The sequence below is a fragment of the Oscillatoria sp. HE19RPO genome (genome assembly GCF_024220515.1).
Classification (GTDB): Bacteria; Cyanobacteriota; Cyanobacteriia; order Cyanobacteriales; family Laspinemataceae; genus Laspinema.
The window spans coordinates 1-18277 of sequence record NZ_JAMXOT010000181.1 but is presented as its reverse complement, the minus strand read 5'-3'; the positions used below and the strand labels follow the sequence as shown (position 1 = coordinate 18277).

Annotated in this window: 16 protein-coding genes and 1 tRNA gene; 8 read left to right on the top strand and 9 right to left on the bottom strand. The window is 47.5% G+C overall.

The features are described from left to right. Window positions 1–676: 676 nt before the first annotated feature. The 3 genes from NG833_RS16905 to NG833_RS16895 all read left to right on the top strand — a co-directional run bounded on the left by NG833_RS16905 (window position 677) and on the right by NG833_RS16895 (window position 4516). On the top strand, window positions 677–1324 hold the full coding sequence (locus NG833_RS16905; RefSeq protein WP_254566455.1) for a response regulator transcription factor: 648 nt from the start codon (window positions 677–679) through the stop codon (window positions 1322–1324). Between the two features lie 938 nt (window positions 1325–2262). Next, on the top strand, window positions 2263–2784 hold the full coding sequence (locus NG833_RS16900) for an NYN domain-containing protein (RefSeq protein ID WP_015147155.1): 522 nt from the start codon (window positions 2263–2265) through the stop codon (window positions 2782–2784). A 124-nt stretch (window positions 2785–2908) separates the two neighbouring features. After that, on the top strand, window positions 2909–4516 hold the full coding sequence (locus NG833_RS16895; protein ID WP_254566454.1) for a 2-isopropylmalate synthase: 1608 nt from the start codon (window positions 2909–2911) through the stop codon (window positions 4514–4516). Between the two features lie 509 nt (window positions 4517–5025). Here the strand turns inward: NG833_RS16895 and NG833_RS16890 are convergent. The 3 genes from NG833_RS16890 to NG833_RS16880 form a co-directional block, all read right to left on the bottom strand. Next, window positions 5026–5562: a Uma2 family endonuclease gene (locus NG833_RS16890; protein ID WP_254566453.1), complete on the bottom strand. Its 537-nt coding sequence runs from the start codon at window positions 5560–5562 to the stop codon at window positions 5026–5028. A 280-nt stretch (window positions 5563–5842) separates the two neighbouring features. Next, window positions 5843–6721 carry a M20/M25/M40 family metallo-hydrolase gene (locus NG833_RS16885; RefSeq protein WP_254566452.1) on the bottom strand — a complete coding sequence of 293 codons (879 nt, stop codon included), beginning with the start codon at window positions 6719–6721 and terminating at the stop codon, window positions 5843–5845. Between the two features lie 75 nt (window positions 6722–6796). Beyond that, entirely contained in the window at window positions 6797–7450 is a 654-nt protein-coding gene (locus tag NG833_RS16880; RefSeq protein ID WP_254566451.1) for a response regulator transcription factor, read from the bottom strand. Window positions 7451–8233: 783 nt separating this feature from the next. Between NG833_RS16880 and NG833_RS16875 the strand changes: the two genes are divergently transcribed. Next, window positions 8234–8605: a response regulator transcription factor gene (locus tag NG833_RS16875; RefSeq protein WP_254566450.1), complete on the top strand. Its 372-nt coding sequence runs from the start codon at window positions 8234–8236 to the stop codon at window positions 8603–8605. A 153-nt stretch (window positions 8606–8758) separates the two neighbouring features. Here NG833_RS16875 and NG833_RS16870 read toward each other — a convergent pair whose 3' ends face one another. From NG833_RS16870 to NG833_RS16850, 5 genes are all read right to left on the bottom strand, one after another. Then, window positions 8759–9244 carry a DUF2721 domain-containing protein gene (locus NG833_RS16870; RefSeq protein WP_254566449.1) on the bottom strand — a complete coding sequence of 162 codons (486 nt, stop codon included), beginning with the start codon at window positions 9242–9244 and terminating at the stop codon, window positions 8759–8761. A 47-nt stretch (window positions 9245–9291) separates the two neighbouring features. Further along, on the bottom strand, window positions 9292–10041 hold the full coding sequence (locus tag NG833_RS16865) for a sirohydrochlorin chelatase (RefSeq protein ID WP_254566448.1): 750 nt from the start codon (window positions 10039–10041) through the stop codon (window positions 9292–9294). A gap of 137 nt (window positions 10042–10178) precedes the next feature. Next, complete coding sequence (locus tag NG833_RS16860; RefSeq protein ID WP_254566447.1) at window positions 10179–10538, bottom strand: rhodanese-like domain-containing protein; 360 nt, start codon at window positions 10536–10538, stop codon at window positions 10179–10181. A 182-nt stretch (window positions 10539–10720) separates the two neighbouring features. Then, window positions 10721–12301 (bottom strand): serine/threonine-protein kinase, encoded by a 1581-nt coding sequence (locus NG833_RS16855; RefSeq protein WP_254566446.1) that lies wholly within the window; start codon window positions 12299–12301, stop codon window positions 10721–10723. Between the two features lie 92 nt (window positions 12302–12393). Continuing rightward, entirely contained in the window at window positions 12394–12762 is a 369-nt protein-coding gene (locus NG833_RS16850; RefSeq protein WP_254566445.1) for a DUF4359 domain-containing protein, read from the bottom strand. Window positions 12763–12914: 152 nt separating this feature from the next. On the opposite strand from NG833_RS16850, the gene NG833_RS16845 reads away from it, so the two are divergent. After that, window positions 12915–12987 (top strand) — tRNA-His (locus NG833_RS16845). Window positions 12988–13112: 125 nt separating this feature from the next. Next, complete coding sequence (locus tag NG833_RS16840) at window positions 13113–14045, top strand: RluA family pseudouridine synthase (protein WP_375293921.1); 933 nt, start codon at window positions 13113–13115, stop codon at window positions 14043–14045. 149 nt (window positions 14046–14194) lie between these two features. On the opposite strand, the gene rnc is transcribed toward NG833_RS16840, so the two are convergent. Then, window positions 14195–15355 carry a ribonuclease III gene (rnc, locus tag NG833_RS30845; RefSeq protein ID WP_309143861.1) on the bottom strand — a complete coding sequence of 387 codons (1161 nt, stop codon included), beginning with the start codon at window positions 15353–15355 and terminating at the stop codon, window positions 14195–14197. A 301-nt stretch (window positions 15356–15656) separates the two neighbouring features. On the opposite strand from rnc, the gene NG833_RS16825 reads away from it, so the two are divergent. Together NG833_RS16825 and NG833_RS16820 are read left to right on the top strand one after the other, a co-directional pair. Next, on the top strand, window positions 15657–15824 hold the full coding sequence (locus tag NG833_RS16825) for a hypothetical protein (protein WP_254566443.1): 168 nt from the start codon (window positions 15657–15659) through the stop codon (window positions 15822–15824). A 144-nt stretch (window positions 15825–15968) separates the two neighbouring features. Then, on the top strand, window positions 15969–18044 hold the full coding sequence (locus tag NG833_RS16820) for a thioredoxin domain-containing protein (protein WP_254566442.1): 2076 nt from the start codon (window positions 15969–15971) through the stop codon (window positions 18042–18044). Window positions 18045–18277 lie beyond the last annotated feature (233 nt).

Below are 18277 nucleotides of genomic sequence, written 5' to 3'. Positions count from 1 at the left end.
CCCCTCCCCTTGGCAAGGGGAGGGTTAGGGTGGGGTCCCCTCCCCCCGGGATGAAAAGCGTCTATTTCCTGTCTTAAATATTGGAGTGTTTCCCTCAACATTTGGACCCCCCCTAACCCGATGGCGTTGCTAAGGGGGGGTACCGGAATACCTCTTGTCCCCTCCCCTTGGCAAGGGGAGGGTTAGGGTGGGGTCCCCTCCCCCGGGAAAAAACCAGATGGGGGGGTAACAAGTATCGCGACTCAAGGGTAGAATTGGTCCGAGGGTTTGGTCCGGGCCGATCGCCTCATTCTATGCCTGTTTTTCCCTTTGATTTCTCGGGTTGAAGTTCATCCTAGGGATGCCCGGGTTAAAAACCCTTTCAACCGTAGGACAATCCGTTATAATCGATAGCGAGTTCAACCTGTATGGCGAGTAATATTTATTAATAGATTAGTTTTGTAGAAACCCACTAACCGGATTACTCCTTGGAGTAAAGCGCTCACAACGGGGAGTTTGAGCCAGTCGGTTAAGGGCTGATCAGGTAAGGTAGGGAATTAAACTAACGCGATCGCCCACCGAGGAATTCTGTCTCTACCACTCCGATGGGGATTCTCCACCGGATTTCATCAAACTGCCAGCGTAAGGCTCGAACCATCTACATTGAATCCATTCAAACTTTGGTACTGAATAACACATGACTGAATCCAGTATAGGCGCTCAAAAGAGACTTCTGCTGATTGACGATGACCCCAACTTAATCCTGTTAGTTAAAGACTATCTGGAATTTCGGGGGTACGAGGTCACCACCGCCGAAAATGGCCGCGAAGCCCTCGAAATTTTAGAAAAAGAAATGCCCGACATGATTATCTGCGATGTCATGATGCCAGAAATGGATGGCTATGCCTTTGTGGAACAGGTTAGAAAAGACCCCCGCACGAATTGGATTCCGGTCCTGTTTCTTTCCGCCAAGGGTCAAAGTCAAGATCGGGTCAAAGGCTTGAATACTGGGGCTGATGTCTATATGGTCAAGCCCTTTGAACCGGAAGAACTGGTTTCTCAGGTGGAAGCGTCCCTCAAGCAAGCGGGGAGATTGCTTCAGCATCAACTCAAATTGGGGACGAATGGGCCGAAAATTCAAGTTCCCTTTGATGTGGAACTGACGCCTACGGAAATGAAGGTGGTGCAGTTTGTCGCCCGGGGGATGGCTAATCGGGAAATTGCTGAGGCGATGAAAGTCTCTCAGCGCACCATTGAAAGTCATGTTTCCAATATGCTGGCAAAAACGGATCTGCATAACCGGACCGAGTTAGCAAGGTGGGCCATTGAAAGTAAAATGGCCTAGGGCTTGGGTCCAGATCACAGAAGATAAACCGGGTTTTGTGACCTCATCTTGACTCAGCAATCAACGTTCTTAGGGCCAGAAACCCGGTTTCTTGTCCCCGGGTTGGAATCCCGAAGCGATCGCCCTAGGGCTTGATGATTCTCCACTTTAACGGGCCCGCAGGGATCAGCGGCACCCCCATCGATTCTCCCAAAATCAGGGTTCTTTCAGGCTGCTAGGACGGGTCGGGATTGCTGCTAATTCCTGACAATCGAGCAGCGGATGTTCTGGAACTAGACGCAGCAACAAGGCGGCTACTGGGGCTATTCAGAGGCAGTCGCCCCCTCCTGTTTGAAATTGGTCAATCCGGAACTCAGTTTTAGCGGTAAAGTGATAAAGAAGGATTTGGGCCTCCCCGAATTCCTCAAGTTGTTAATGAGATACGGACTCCACTCAATCAGTAACCGGAGGTGATAGGGCCAAACTCAACCCAGCATATATTTATTTAATCCCACATCAGAAAAAATATCCATATCGCGATTTTATAACGGGCAATGCAGTAGAATGATGCTATTTCCTAAACAGACTTATGATAGAAAAAACTCTAACCTATTCACAACTACTGTCTTAAGCATTCAAACTTCTTAGTTCGACCCGTTTTAACCCTTGATGGGTAGCGCAAAAAATACGGTATTACCTAGATTGGCGTGGGACTCTCATATCGGAATCACTGCTGAAGATTAACAGGAGTACCAAAGCTCACCAACCCCCAGCATTCAGGATGAAACGTCCTGAACAGTCAATTGTTGGCTCAGGGGATTCCGTCTGGTTCGCTAATGTTAGCCAACCAACGCTCTGCTCTTTTGGTAACCCCATTCAAAGCGGTTTATTTTGATAAACCGACAGGGATTCACATTTCATGGTTAATTATTTTCTACTAATATTAGGTCTAAGTTTCTATGGGTTTTTTAATGAACCGTCTGTCTATTTTTGTAGACGGGAACAATATGTTCTACGCTCAACAAAAGAATGGTTGGTTTTTCGATCCCAGAAGGGTGCTAGAATATTTTACCCAAGAGCAGCCTGGGATTATGTTAATTAATGCCTTCTGGTACACCGGACTCAAAGATCCGCAGGACCAACGGGGTTTTAGAGATGCACTGATTAGTTTGGGATATACTGTTCGCACCAAAATTCTCAAAGAATATTATGACGACACCTCGGGCCGCTATTCTCAAAAAGCTAATTTAGACATAGAAATTGTCGTCGATATGTTTAATACCGTAGAACAGTATGACCGCGTGGTGCTCTTTAGTGGGGATGGAGATTTCGAGCGGGCGATCGAACTATTACGCTCTAAAAATACTCATATCACCGTGGTTTCAACGGAAGGAATGATTGCCCGAGAGTTGAGAAATGCCACCGATCGCTATATTGACTTGAATGATATTCGCGACCACATAGAGAAAATCGATTATTAGAAGTCAGAAGTCTAAATGGGCGGTTAGAATCAGAATATGGCAGTGCAACAAACGCACCCCTAACCGCCCGCTTTCGTTGTCAACGGACAAACATTAGCTCAACATGGACTAGGAGGTACATTCCATGACAACTCAACCCGATCGCATCATTATTTTTGACACGACCCTGCGCGATGGTGAACAATCGCCAGGGGCCAGTCTGAATGGAGAGGAAAAACTGACCATAGCGCGGCAGTTAGCGCGACTGGGTGTGGATGTCATCGAAGCTGGATTTCCCTACGCCAGTCCCGGAGACTTTGAAGCGGTTCAAAAAATCGCCGAATTGGTCGGGGTCGAAGGAGGCCCCACAATTTGCGGATTAGCGCGGGCGACTCGCGCAGACATTGAGGCGGCAGGAAAGGCCCTCAAACCCGCTGCCAAAGCACGAATTCACACCTTTATCGCCACCTCGGATATTCATTTAGAGTACAAACTCAAAAAGACTCGTCCTGAAGTCTTGGCGATCGCTGAGGAAATGGTCGCCTATGCCAAGTCTTTTGTGGATGATGTGGAATTCTCCCCCGAAGATGCGGGACGTTCGGATCCTGAATTTCTGTATGAGGTTTTGACCAAGGCGATCGCCGCTGGGGCCACCACCATTAATATCCCCGATACCGTCGGATACACCACCCCGGGAGAATTTGGTGCAATCATTCGCGGTATCAAAGAAAATGTCCCCAACATTGATGATGCTATCATCTCCGTTCATGGTCATAATGACCTCGGTTTGGCCGTTGCCAACTTCCTAGAAGCGGTCAAAAATGGGGCACGACAACTGGAATGTACCATTAATGGCATTGGTGAACGAGCAGGAAATGCGGCCCTAGAAGAATTAGTCATGGCCTTGCACGTCCGTCGTCAGTATTTTAATCCGTTCCTCGGGCGTCCGGTGGATTCTCAAGAATCGTTGACCAATATTGACACGCGACAAATCTACAAAACCTCGCGGTTGGTGTCGAATCTCACCGGGATGTTTGTGCAACCGAATAAGGCGATCGTCGGTGCCAATGCCTTCGCCCACGAGTCGGGAATTCACCAAGATGGGGTGCTCAAGCATAAGCAAACCTATGAGATTATGGATGCCCAATCCATTGGGTTGACCGACAATCAAATTGTGTTAGGTAAATTGTCGGGCCGTCATGCGTTTGCGAGTCGCTTGAAAGAGTTAGGATTTGACCTCTCGGATACAGAGTTAAATAATGCTTTTCTCAAGTTTAAGACGGTAGCGGACAAGAAGAAAGAGGTTACAGATTGGGACCTCGAATCGATTGTGAATGCGGAAATTCAGCAACCCCCGGAAATTTTCCGGTTGGAGTTGGTGCAGGTTTCCTGTGGCGATCGCGCCCGTCCGACGGCAACGGTAACCTTACGGACTCCGACAGGGGAAGAACTCACGGATGCGGCGATCGGGACTGGTCCTGTGGATGCGGTGTATAAAGCGATTAATCGGGTGGTGAATGTACCGAATCAGTTAATTGAGTTTTCGGTGCAATCGGTGACGGCAGGAATTGATGCGTTAGGAGAGGTAACGATTCGGTTGCGTCATGGCGATCGTATTTTCTCCGGCCATTCCGCAAATACCGATATCATTGTCGCCTCCGCTCACGCTTATGTCAATGCTCTAAATCGCTTGTATGCGTTTTTAGAGAAGCAGCAGGAAGCAACTCCAGAACCCGCAACCGCAACACTTTAACCTGAATTTCAGGAGTGCGGTAAGCGTTGGCGTAGCCTGTGCGTCAGCACTTAGCTATGCCGTAGACTTTGCATCTTGCTCCCTATTAAGTTAAGGGTTATTCCAGGAGGTTAATGCCCGGAAACGACTGAAGTCGTTACTACAAACGAAGAAATTTCTTTCTGCCGTTCGTAGTAACGACTTCAGTCGTTTCTTCCTACCGTTCGTAGTAACGACTTCAGTTGTTTCTTTCTGCCGTTCGTAGTAACGACTTCAGTCGTTTCTTTCTGCCGTTCGTAGTAACGACTTCAGTCGTTTCTTATGTTCGTAATTCAGTCCCATCCATCCTTCAGCCGTGAGGGTGATTGGGTAGCAGTGTATAGGAAGCGATGAAGGGTTTTGATTCATAATAATTGGGAAAATTATTTCTATTTTTTATAACAGTGAAGCAAGAAAATAGATGTTTTATTTCGCACATTTTCCTTGACCCTGTAAAAAACAAGCCTAAATCAAGGCTTCTTTCCCTCTCTTTATCCCAATAATTCATCCACAGCAATTTTAAATCCCTCCAGGACTACTTGAGTGCTAATACTATCGCCAGATTGAAAGGCGATCGTTTTATTCTCGGTCAGAATTAAAATTCGCCGTCCTTCGGGGAAAACTAGCCAGACTTCTTGACAATTTGAGTCTAAATATTCTTGAGCTTTTGCTAACAATTCCTCCGCCACATCGGTGGGAGAAGCAATCTCAGCCACTAATGGCGGACTTTGGGGTAAGGTTGGCTCATTTCTATAGCGTTCTAGCAGTTCTGGGGTCAAATAAGAAACATCAGGTCGGCGTCCCTGTTTTTGGGTACGGCAAGGCATTTCTACATAAACCTCCCCTCCTTGTCCAGATTCGCTCTTATAATTTCCCCAGTAACGAGAGAGTCTCGATTGAATTTCGCTATGTCTGAGTGTCATTCCTGTTTTCTCCACCAGTTTCTCATCCACCCATTCCATGTTTTCAGGTGGATTTTTCATGAAGTCTTCTAGGGTGAACTGTTCAGTGTCGGTAGTCATTACCATAAGAACTTCCTAGGTATTAAATGGTCCTACTTTATCCGGTTTATAAAACACCTTTTCTCTTCTTAGCCCGCGCAGGCGGGCTTCGTTTGTGTAGCCCCACCCTTTAGGGTGCGGGCTTTCTTTTCTTAGCCCGCGCAGGCGGGCTTTGTTCGTATAGCCCCACCCTTTAGGGTGCGGGCTTTTTCGGATTGGGTATTAACTATGATAACATAATTTTCAACAATTGGATTCCCCTGAATCTCAATCTAACCTAATTCATCTAATTTACAGACGGAATGGGTTATAACTTCCGAATAGTGGCAATTAATCCCTGGCAAACTCCGGTTAAAAAGTCTAAGTCTAAGGTTTCTATTGTGTCGCTGGGTTGGTGATAATGGGGATTTCTGAGGTTAGCGGTATCAGTAATCATGATGGCGGGATATCCTAAATCCCAGAATGGAGCGTGGTCACTGCGTCGGGTATCGGGGACGATGTTGCCTTTTTTACCGGCGGGTAACCATTGGCAAGGGAGGCCAGTTTTTTTGATAATTCGGCTGATTCTAATTAGGTCGATTAGGGTGGAAATGTTGCCGATTAAAGCGATATAATTTCCCTGATTGGGGTAGATATATTGTAATCCTGGGGGATACTGTTGGGAATGGGGTTGAGGATTACAGTAGCCCAGCATTTCTAGGGAAATCATGAGGCGAAGAGGTTCGCGTTTGGCGGCGAGTTCGGTGGCGTAGGCGGTACTGCCGCATAAGCCATATTCTTCCATATCAAAGGCGATGAGGCGGAGGGGATAGCGGGGGGTTTCGGTGGCGAAGATGCGGGCTATTTCTAGTAAGACTGCTATGCCGGTGGCGTTGTCGTCGGCACCGGGGGAACCGGGTACGGCGTCATAATGTGCGCCGATTAAGATGGGGGGTTTGGGTTTGGTGGTGCGATCGCCTCCTGGAATATCTAACACTAAGTTTTCATGGGTTCTGCCACTGATTTCAAAGGAGTGAGTTTCTACAATGCCATATTGTTGGAACTGTTGACGGATGTATTCTCGAACATAGAAATAGCCGCCAGTGGCAAAGTAAGGGTCGCGACTGCGAACAACTTGGACAAGATGGGATTGCAAGTTCGCTTTCAACTTTTGGGTTGTCTCTTCCGGGGGATAATTCTCCTGCATAATTAGTCTATTCCTTTAAAAATAATCAGCAGTTACCGGATCGAGAGTCCGGTGTTTGTTGGCAACTGCTCTAAGTTACGAGTTTTCTTCAAAAAATACCCCATGAGCAACGATCGCCGCTTGAGTGCGATCGCGCAGATTCAACCGATTTAAAATATGAGTCACATGATTTTTCACCGTTCCCTCGGTAATATACAATTCCTTCGCAATTTCCCGATTACTCGCACCTTGAGCAATGAACCGCAACACTTCCAATTCCCTCGGGGTCAATTCTTGCCATCCCATCGGGACATTCGGTTTGCGAAGGGGTGTTGTCTGGACTTTTGCCATCACTTTGGTGACTAAACCAGGTCCAATTTGAGTATAGCCCTTGTGAACCGTGCGAATGGCATGGGCTAACTCTTCTGATGGGGTATCTTTGAGTAAGTATCCCCGGGCACCTCCGCGCAGCGCCTCTGCCACCGACTCATCATCATCCACCGTGGTGAGCACCAAGACTTTCACCTCGGGAAATTGCTGGCAGATTGCCTGGGTTGCCTGCACCCCATCCATCACTGGCATATAGATATCCATCAGCACCACATCCGGTTGGAGATGCTTCACCTGTTCGATCGCGAGTTGTCCATTTTCCGCTTCTCCCACCACTTGCAAATCCGTTTCTGCTTCCAGTAATGCCATCAACCCCCGACGAATCAGATTCTGATCGTCTACCAATAAAATGCGAATCATTGGGACCCCTTCACAAATGCACATATCAGCCGTAATCCGACAACCCGTCCCTTCCGTTGGAGGCGAAGGACTTCATAAAGGGGGTAGACGGAAAACAGGCATTTAGCCGATATTACGATGAAATCAGGGATTTCATCGAGGCGATCGCACCCCCGGAATTCTCGCGATCGCCAAAAATATTCCCCTCTCTTCCTCCAGGTAGCACCCTATTCCCCCTGTCGCCGTTCCGGTTTTGATCAAGCAGGGTAAGCACTTGAGTTGATTCATGGCAACAGGCAAAAGGGTGAGTACCTCCGGAGATTATGACTAAAGTCATTGTTTGCCTTCGCACTTTTGTCATAGAAGAAGTTGTGCCTTTTGCCGGATGCTGTTTCTCCCCGGCTTTTCTACAATAGAGAAAACAGTCAATCAGTTGCTTGATTATCTCCCCTTATAGGTTATGATATTACACCCGTGATGCCCTGTTTATCCCCCTATCCTCAATCCGTTCCGGTTTGAGGATGGAGCAAACTCTCAAGCAGCTACTCCCCCGATAAAAAGGGGATTTAGGGGAGAGGCTTCCCACCTTTGCTAAACCCATTCGCGCTCCATCTAACCGTCCCTGAATTCGTGAAAAACAGGAATTCAATCGGTGCAATTCCCTGGAAAGGAAAGGGTGGAGACTTGAAGGGTGGGGTGAGCGGAACTCACTGGCTCGATTCTGATTCGAGGAAACTTGTAAGATAAAATAGATCGCGTTCCTATTCAGTCAATCTTTGAAACCCAGTATATAGAAAGGTCATTATGAGTACGGTATTGATTGTGGACGATAGTGCTACAGCGCGGGAAATGCTCTCCTCTATCCTCCAAAAGGTTGGAATGAGGGTCATTGAAGCCCGGGATGGGGTCGAGGCTCAACAAAAAATTGTAGATTGTCCTCCGGATATTGTGGTATTAGATATCATTATGCCTCGGATGAATGGGTATGATTTATGCCGGTGGCTGAAAAAAACTCCGAATGGTCAAAATATTCCGGTGTTGATGTGTTCGAGTAAGGCGGAACAGTTTGACCGATATTGGGGGATTAAGCAAGGGGCCGATGCATATTTGGCTAAACCGTTTCATCCCTCTGAGTTGATTGAAACGGTGAAAAATTTATTGCGTTCTCTGGCTTAATTGGTCATTGGTCATTGGTCATTGGTCATTGGTTGTTGGTCATTGGTTGTTGGTCATTGGTTGTTAGTCATTTGTGGGGTTGAATACTTATGACAAACAAACCACAAATGACAAATGACAATTGACAATTGACAAATGACAAATGACCACAAACTATTTGGTGTCTTGTTCATCTTTCATTTCCATGAGGATAACGGAATAGGAAATGAGTTCATCGACTCCGGTAAAGGTAACTCCTCCTAAAAACATTAACATTCCTAGGACAAAGAGGGAGAGGGGGAAATCCTGGGATACCGGATTTTCTAACAAATAATCTAAACCGATCGCCAAGGAACTGAGAATAAATAAGGTGGCAGCAATAATATTGCAAAACACTGAATTTCTAACATATTTAGCGCGGCGAAGCAAGAATCTAAGTTGACTTCTGACACTCATTAATCGTAATTCTTCTTCCCGTTCTACTGCTTGATTATGGTTGATTTCTCGGGTCAGTTTTCGGCGTTCATCGGTTAGCAGTCGAATTCGACTCAAGAGGGAGGAGTGTCGAGCATTTAATCCCAAAAAAAAGAGAGAACTCGATGAAATCATGACTGCCGGTGCTACGAGTGCTTGGATGGATTCAGTTGCGGTTGATGGCATGAATCGTGACCTCTGGATTGAGTAACAAAGAAAATTTGTTTCTTAGTTTAAGCCGTTAGGGCTAAGATTAATTCGGCTAATTCTGGCGTGGTGCCGATGGGTTCAGCTAACTGGATTTGGAGTTCCGGTTGGCGTTGAGACTGTTCTCGGGCGATTTGGCCGATCGCATCGGTGATTCCTCCAGGAAATAAAAAGTAGGGGAGGATACCCAGATGCCGATGTCCCGCTTGAATTAACTGGTTCATCCTGTCTTCTAAATTAGGAGAAATGGACCAGTAGGCGGGGATTGCCTGGAGTCGATTTGCCATTTCCTCCACTACCTGATTACTCCCGGGACGCCGGGACCCGTGAGATAAGACAATCCACTGTCGATCGCCAGATTTGCTCTCTTGAAGGGGTTGAATTGCCGATTGTAATAAGTGGCTCAATCCGCTGATTTGACTGCCTAGATGCGGGCGTAAATCTAACTGAATCGTTGTGCCGAGGATTTGGTGAGCTTGGGCAATTTCTGCGGGAATATCTTCCATGACATGAACCCCTTCTAGGAGAAAGAGGGGTAAGATTTGGAGGCGATCGCAACCCACGGCACAGGCGCGACTGGCAAAATCAGTGATTTGTTGATGTAATGGCAAGGGATGTAATTCTAATTGTGCCGTTCCCACCATTGGCAAACGGGACTGACCCTGCTGTTCCTGCAAGCGATCGCGCAATAAACCGGCTAACCCTTGCATCGCGACTTCTGGACGAGGATCGCGACTGCCGTGGGAAACCAGTAAATAAGCGGAGGGGAATTTCAAAATTGTTTTATCCAAAGTATGCGATCGGGACTCGGTGCAAATATCATCAAATTATCATGACAGGGTTCCTCTGTTGAGCCGATTAACGCCCTGGAAAGCGGGAAGGGAGTCTCCCTTTCCAGGAAACCGGGGGCAAATTAGTACCGTGGCACCGTGGGATCTACCAGTTGGGAATAGGCATCGATGCCGCCACTAATATTTTTAACCTGAGTGAATCCCTGGGTTTGTAACCACTGGCACATCTGAGCCGATCGGATACCGTGATGGCATAAAACTAGGGTTTCCTTCTCCGGATCCAACTGGGTGTAAATCTCCCCGGACCATTGGGAAAACTGACTCAGGGGAAGGATGCTAAACCCAGCAAGCGCCGCGATTTCCACCTCGTGGGGTTCGCGGACATCAATCAGTTGCAAATCCGAGGGTGCGCTGGCAAGGCGATCGGCGAGTTCTTGAACCGAAATTTGAGCGAGGGTGGGACGAGGATTCGATTGAGCCATGAGATCTATAGAGTCTGTAACAGACTGACTAAACAACGTTCTCACTCAAATTGTGCCTTGTTTGGGTGGGATTTGGCTACAATCCCTGAGTTATCCTCGTTCCCAGGCTCTGCGATGGGAATACTCCTGATGAGGCTCTGCCTCCTGTCCGACACCGGAATAAAACTTAACTCAACAACCCCTTATCCTGGGGACGATCCTCTCTCATCGGTGGCATCGCACTGTTCCAATTTAGCTGCGATCGCCCCAGCGTGTCGCCACCATTTGGAACCTGCGGACCAACTGCGGGACGGTAAATGACCAATCGGTGCTTTCAAATTAAATTGAATCCCTTCGTAGGGAACTGATGGATTGTAGGTTTTCCACCCAATGCGATCGCAAAATGCCCCATAATCTTTCCCCACCCCTTCATAAATTCGCGATTGGATACTAAACCCAAATCTTGCATCACTATAGTTCACCCACAACAGATCAATCATCTGCAAATCTTCACAGGGCATTTTCGCAATATCATCTTCAAATAAATAACCTCTCGGATATTTACCCGCAGCCCGACATAACAAGGTCCGGGTTTCTTCATCGGCTTGTTTCCACTTTTTAGCTGCCAATAAATCTCGCAATCGGCTATAATCAATGCCGAGGCTTGAAGTGAGAATATCCGGTTCACGCACTGGAGTGGAAGACGGGACTACTCCAGACCAAAACTGACCCAAAGCATCCCGCCAACGGGTTGTCCGGGGTGGAACTGGTGCAGCTTGGGACGGAACGGGCGATTGTTTACGAGCCTTGACCGAGGAAACTCGCTTTTGCGGGGGAGTTGGAGATGGCGATACCGCAAGTGAGGCTTCTGGAGTCGGATTCAGGTCTCGCAGCACTTCCCCAGCCGACTGATAGCGCTTTGTAAGACCATTTTCCACCAACTTATCCAATACCCGCCCTAAATCTGCACTGACGAGTTTATCGGTCCGGACAAAATCCCGCCACCGCCAACGGTCCTGGTTGGCATCGTATAAATTTCCCGGAGACATTCCTGTGAGTAAATGCAGGCAAGTCACCCCTAAACTATACAAATCCGTGGCGGGAACGACCTTGCCTCGGGTTTGTTCCGGGGCCATATACTCGGGCGACCCAATAATTGTCCCAGTTTGCATCATCGCCGTCGCACTTAAGAGCTTGGCAATGCCAAAATCAATGAGCACAATTTGCCCCGCTTGTTGCTCGGTGAAAGAAGGCCGATCGCTCCCGATGCGGCGAATGATATTAGCCGGTTTGATATCTCGGTGGACAATCTGGCGATCGTGAATAAAACTTAGAATCGGGAGTAAATCATTCAGCAATGCTCGAATTTCGGCTTCCTGATAAGCCCCCTTTTGCTTCAGTTCCGAGGAGAGAGTCGGTCCCTCGATAAACTCCTGAACCAGATACAGCCGTTGATTTTGCTCAAAATGGGCCAAGAGGGAGGGGATTTGGGGATGATGCCCGAGATCGTCTAAGCGCACTGCCTCGTGATAGAAGAGGTCTTTCACCTTATGGATGTGCTGGGTTTCCCCTTTCTGAAAAAACAGTTGTTTGACGACACATTTGGGTTTAGAGGGGATATCTTCATCCACCGCCAAAAAGGTCCGACCAAATCCCCCCTGTCCTAGGGCCTGAATCGGTCGGTAGCGAGCTTTTAGGATTAATTTACTGCCACAGCTTTGGCAAATTTTTGCCGAGTCAGGATTTTGGGGTTGGGCGCATCCGGGAATAACGCAGTAGCTCATGACTTTGACCAGGGCGCGATCGGGTAAAGTTAGACTCCACAGGGTGTCATTCCCGGTATAACATGGTCTTGAGGATTTACCCCCAAATTCTGCTACTGTTTTTTATATTCGTAGGTGTAGAAGCTCTGGAAGGCCCCTACGGTTTCAAACTGATAAGCCGGAATTAAGGGCAGGGGTAAAGACAGGTCCGTTTTATAAACGCTCCACAACAGAAAGTTTTGTCGCTGAGTATTGCGCCGGATGATGTCCTCAATGTCACTCTGGACGGATCCAATCGCTGCCACACAGGACCCCTTGGCAATGGGTAATCTGTCACAGGCATTTTCTTGGGCATACTCCATCAGTCGTTGACTGGCATAGTCGTGATAAGACTCAGGACCCGGGTTGGTAGCTGCCATTGCTACGCCCAATCCAACTAATACTGTACCCGTGACCGCCGCGATCGCATTCATTTTTTTCATCGGAACTCAACGTACCCATTTCTTTGTTTAGACTTCCCCATTCCCCCCCTGAGTTCAGCACCCCTTTCCTGCTATTTTTCAAAATTTTTGATTTTTTTTTGAAAAAGGGTAGATCAAATCCAGAAGGGTGTGTTATAGTAAAAAACGTGGTGGCGGGCGTAGCCAAGTGGTTAAGGCAGTGGATTGTGATTCCACCATTCGCCGGTTCAATCCCGGTCGTTCGCCCTCAGATTAAGTCAGGTAGGCAGCAGTGCTGTCTGCCTGACTTCTCTTATTTTAGTCGAATTTTAGATCGGGGGTTTTCCAAACCGGGAGAAATTCCCTCAAGAATAGGGACTTAACCTGGAATGATGGCAATTAGAGAAATTAATTTAGAAGTCAATGAGGTGACCGATCGCCTCGATCGCTATTTGGCGTCCCACTTACAGGACCTGTCCCGCTCCCGAATACAGCAATTGATATCACAAAATTGCGTAAAAGTCAATGGGCAGGTTTGCACCTCGAAAAAGATCCTCGTGGAAACTGGCGATCGCCTCTGCATCGAGATTCCCCCAGCAGAACCCTTGGAAATCGGCGCAACCGAGATTCCCTTGGATATTCTCTATGAAGATGACTGCCTGATTATCATCAATAAACCCGCCGGTTTAGTGGTTCATCCGGCACCGGGACATTCCGATGATACCTTGGTCAATGCCTTGTTAGCGCACTGTGAGAACTTGTCCGGGATTGGTGGCGTACAGCGTCCGGGGATTGTTCATCGCTTGGATAAAGATACCAGTGGGGCGATCGTTGTCGCTAAAACCGATCGCGCTCATCAACATCTACAAGGTCAAATTCAAGCCAAAACCGCCCGTCGCGACTATCTCGGGATTATTTATGGAGTCCCGAAAACCGAAAGCGGAATTATTGATGCACCGATCGCCAGACATCCCCACGATCGCAAGAAAATGGCGATCGTTCCTGTAGAAAAAGGCGGCAGACTGGCGGTAACCCATTGGCAGATTAAAGAACGCTTGGGGAATTATACGTTAATTCATTTTCAACTCGAAACCGGACGAACTCATCAAATCCGCCTCCATAGTGCATACATCGGACATCCCATCGTCGGTGATCCCGTATATTCCAGTGGGCGATCGCTGGGGGTGAATCTGCCAGGACAAGCGCTACACGCCTGGAGTTTGACCCTAGAACATCCCGAAACTGGGGAAACCCTTCAGGCGATCGCCCCCTTGCCGGATTATTTTCATAAGTTGTTGGACGTTCTGCGACGGCGATCGAACTAAGGTGATCATCCCGCAAAAGGATTCCAGAAACTACGCAATTTTTACTACTAAACGCTAAATAAATGTAGAGGCGATTCGCGAATCGCCTCTACATTTATTTAGCGCAAAAATCCCGTTTCTTGCTTCAAACTTGATGATGGAGAGTGGTTTTAGAGTGCGCCAACCTTTTTTAAAGCTAACTCAGCCGCCCGTTTTTCCGCCTCTTTTTTACTGCGTCCTTTACCTACTCCATACACTTCATTTCCCACCTTCACCTCCACCGTAAAATCCGGTGCATGATCCGGTCCCGATTGGGCGATCGTTTCATATTTGGGTTGAGTGGGACCGAGATTTCCTTGAACCCATTCTTGAAAGCGATTTTTAGCATCTAAGAGAATACTAGATTCAGCCGTCAACTTGCGATCGAGCAACCCTTCCGCCGCCGATTCAAATAAAGGTTCGACAAAATTGCGCACCGCTTCAATCCCGGAATCTAAGAAATATGCACCGATAATGGCTTCAAACGTATCACTCAACAACGAATCATTTTTGCGAGCTTTATCTTTAATTGCACCTTTCCCCAACTTCATTTTTTTACCCACCTCCAAATAATTGGCAAAATCAGCCAGTTGGGTTTCATCCACCAGGGCCGATCGCAATCGAGTCAATTGGGATTCATTCAAATTCGGATACAGCCGGTAAAGAAAATGGCTACTCAGAAAATTGAGAACCGAATCGCCTAAAAACTCCAGGGTTTCATTATTCTGACCCACTTCAGGATTTTCATTGGCATAAGACCGATGAATTAAAGCCAAATTCAGCAAAGCAGGGTCGCGAAAAGCAGGCAATCTGGGGATATCATCCAAACTTTCAATAATATGAGATTCATCCGCAACATCCAGAAGGTCTGGGCTGAATCCCCCCCGTTGGACAAAAACAATCACCTTTTTTTTTCGACTTTTTAAAACATGACCTAAACTCGTGAAATCTCCATCTCCCGAGACAATAATAAAAATTTCCGCCGAATCAGGTTCCACCGCATAATTGACACAATCGACAATTAACTTGTGGTCTACACTATTTCTTTCACCGGAAGGAACATCAACCTGTTTAAACCCCAGGTCAGTCAAATATTTGGCATGAGACCGGCTTTCATGTTTCCAATTAGAATAAGCATGGCACAACGCCAATTCTCCCTGGTTTGCTGAAAACTCCACCAAAAAATCGGCTCGTTCTGGACTGACTTTAACATTTTGACAATCCCAATACAGCGCGACTCGCTGAGAATTAGTATTAATCGTTGATTTGGACAATCCTTTTTTAGGAGGCATAAGCGTTAGAATTTTGTCTGGAATAGGTGTTGAAAGAGCCTATAAATCAGATCCAATGATTCAAGACTTTTAATCATTGGATTAACTCTGATTTTCAACTGAATTAGGTTGAATTTGTGGTGTAGTTACACAGTCTGATGAGAACAGATTTCCTCTATCCGCCTGGGATTTTGATTAGGGAACTCCAAAAAATAAAATAGCCCAAATCCTTCCCTAATAAGCAATTGTAGGGTGGGCATTGCCCACCGTAACTTACGGTGGGCAATGCCCACCCTACAATTGCTTTAACCACCGAAAAGGAATGATTTATTTTTTGGAATACCCTTATGTAACTACAGCACAGATCCAACAAGAGGGACAATGCAGTTGCACTGTTGGATTGGGAAGGGATGGGGTCAAATTGAGTGGCAACACCCGACGAGGGTTTAAACCGCCGCCGGTTGTTGCCGACGATCCGGCAGAAGTTTGAACCTCCGACAGACTGCTGGGGATCTGATATCTTAGATGGGGTATTGCTTCCCGTCCAAGGCGCTTCAACCTTTGAGCGATATTCCCCTTGTCTTTGCTGAGGATTCCCCCAATAGAGTTTACCCATAAATCTAAGGACCCCATTATGACAAATCATCTGGCCCAGACTCAAAGTTTGTATCTTCGCAAACACGCGGAGAACCCGATCGATTGGTGGCCCTGGTGTGACGAAGCATTAGCAACCGCCAAGGCACAGAATAAACCAATTTTTCTGTCCATTGGTTATTCCAGTTGCCACTGGTGTACCGTCATGGAAGGAGAAGCGTTCTCCAATGAGGCGATCGCCTCCTATATGAACGCCAACTTTCTGCCGATTAAAGTCGATCGCGAGGAACGACCCGATATCGACAGCATCTATATGCAAGCCTTGCAAATGATGACCGGCCAAGGCGGTTGGCCCTTAAATATTTTTCTCACTCCCGATGACCTGATCCCCTTTTATGGCGGCACTTACTTCCCCGTAGAACCCCGCTATGGTCGTCCCGGTTTCCTAGAATTGCTGCAAGCCATTCGCCGCTACTACGATCGCGAAAAAGGCAAACTCGAAGCCTTCAAAGAAGAAATCATGGGTCATCTCCAACAGGCGGCGACCCTCCCAGGAACCGAGGACCTCCCAGAAGAACTCCTCTGGAAAGGATTGGAAACCAGTGTCACCGTGATTGCCCATCGGGAATATGGCCCCAGCTTTCCGATGATGCCTTACGCCCAATTGGTCCTACAATCGACTCGCTTTGACCGAGAATCCGAATATGACCAGAGGAGTGCGATCGCCCAACGGGGTTTTGACCTCGCCTCCGGTGGCATCTATGACGCCGTTGCCGGTGGATTTCACCGCTACACCGTCGATCCCACCTGGACGGTCCCCCACTTTGAAAAAATGCTTTACGACAACGGTCAGATTGTCGAATTTTTAGCCAATCTCTGGAGTGAAGGCATCCAAGAACCGGGATTTGAATGGGCCGTTGCTGGAACAATCCGATGGCTGAAACGAGAAATGACCGCCCCAGAAGGCTATTTTTATGCCGCCCAAGATGCCGATAGTTTCACCACTCCCCAGGACAAAGAACCAGAAGAAGGCGCATTTTATGTCTGGACCTATCAAGAATTAGAACGTCTCTTAACCCCAGAAGAATTCACCGCCCTCAATCAACAATTTTTCCTCACCCCCGAGGGGAATTTTGAAGGGAAAATTGTCTTAAAACGCACCAATCTCCAAGCCCTCAGTCCCACCGTAGAAACCGCCTTAGCCAAGCTATTTAAAGTCCGCTATGGAGCCTTACCCGAAGCGGTTCAAACCTTTCCTCCGGCTTGTAACAATCACGAAGCCAAGACCCACAATTGGCCCGGTCGAATTCCCCCAGTCACTGACCCGAAAATGATTGTCGCTTGGAATAGTTTGATGATTTCGGGGTTGGCAAGAGCAGCAGTAGTGTTTGACAATCGGGAATATGCCACCCTAGCCACCACTGCGGCGAATTTTATTCTGGATCATCAATGGGTTGAGGGTCGTTTTCATCGCCTCAACTATCAGGGTCAAGCAGCCGTACTCGCCCAATCGGAAGATTATGCTTTGTTTATTAAAGCCTTATTGGATTTAGAACAAATGGAACAGGTTCATTCTTCTAATTCCAATTGGTTAGAAAAAGCGATTCAGGTTCAGGAAGAGTTTGATGAGTTTCTCTGGAGTGTGGAATTGGGGGGATATTTTAATACCGCGAAAGATAGCAGTAGTGATTTAATTGTTCGGGAACGCAGTTATACCGATAATGCGACCCCGGCAGCCAATGGAGTGGCGATCGCCTCCTTGATTCGGTTATCCATGCTCACCGAAGACTTGACCTATCTCGATCGCGCCTTTAATGCCCTCAAATCCTTTGGGGCCATTATGGAAAGCGCACCTTCCGCCTGTCCGAGTCTGTTTGCTGCCTTGGATTGGTATCGTCATCACACCCTAGTCCGCATCGCTGGCAGTCGCATTCCCGGGTTAATGTCTCAATATTTTCCCACCTGTATTTTTCAACAAACATCAGACCTCCCCTCGGAGGCGATCGGCTTAGTCTGTGAGGGCCTCTCCTGTCAAGAACCCGCCTCTACCCCAGAACAACTGTTAGAACAGATGCAAGGTGCTCAAGTTAGAGCTTCTGAGCGATCGGGCTTTTAGTCTCCATTTGTCCCCCAGCAAAGGTTAGAAACCGGGTTTCTGTCATAGATTGTCGGTTTGACCCACAGATTAGGGGAAGAAACCCGGTTTCTGGTCCCCCAGCAAAGGTTAGAAACCGGGTTTCTGTCATAGATTGTCGCTTTGACCCACAGATTAGGTGAAGAAACCCGGTTTCTGGTCCTGTCGTGGGTTTTTAGGGAACTCCAAAAAATAAAATCTCCAAAACGTTCGTT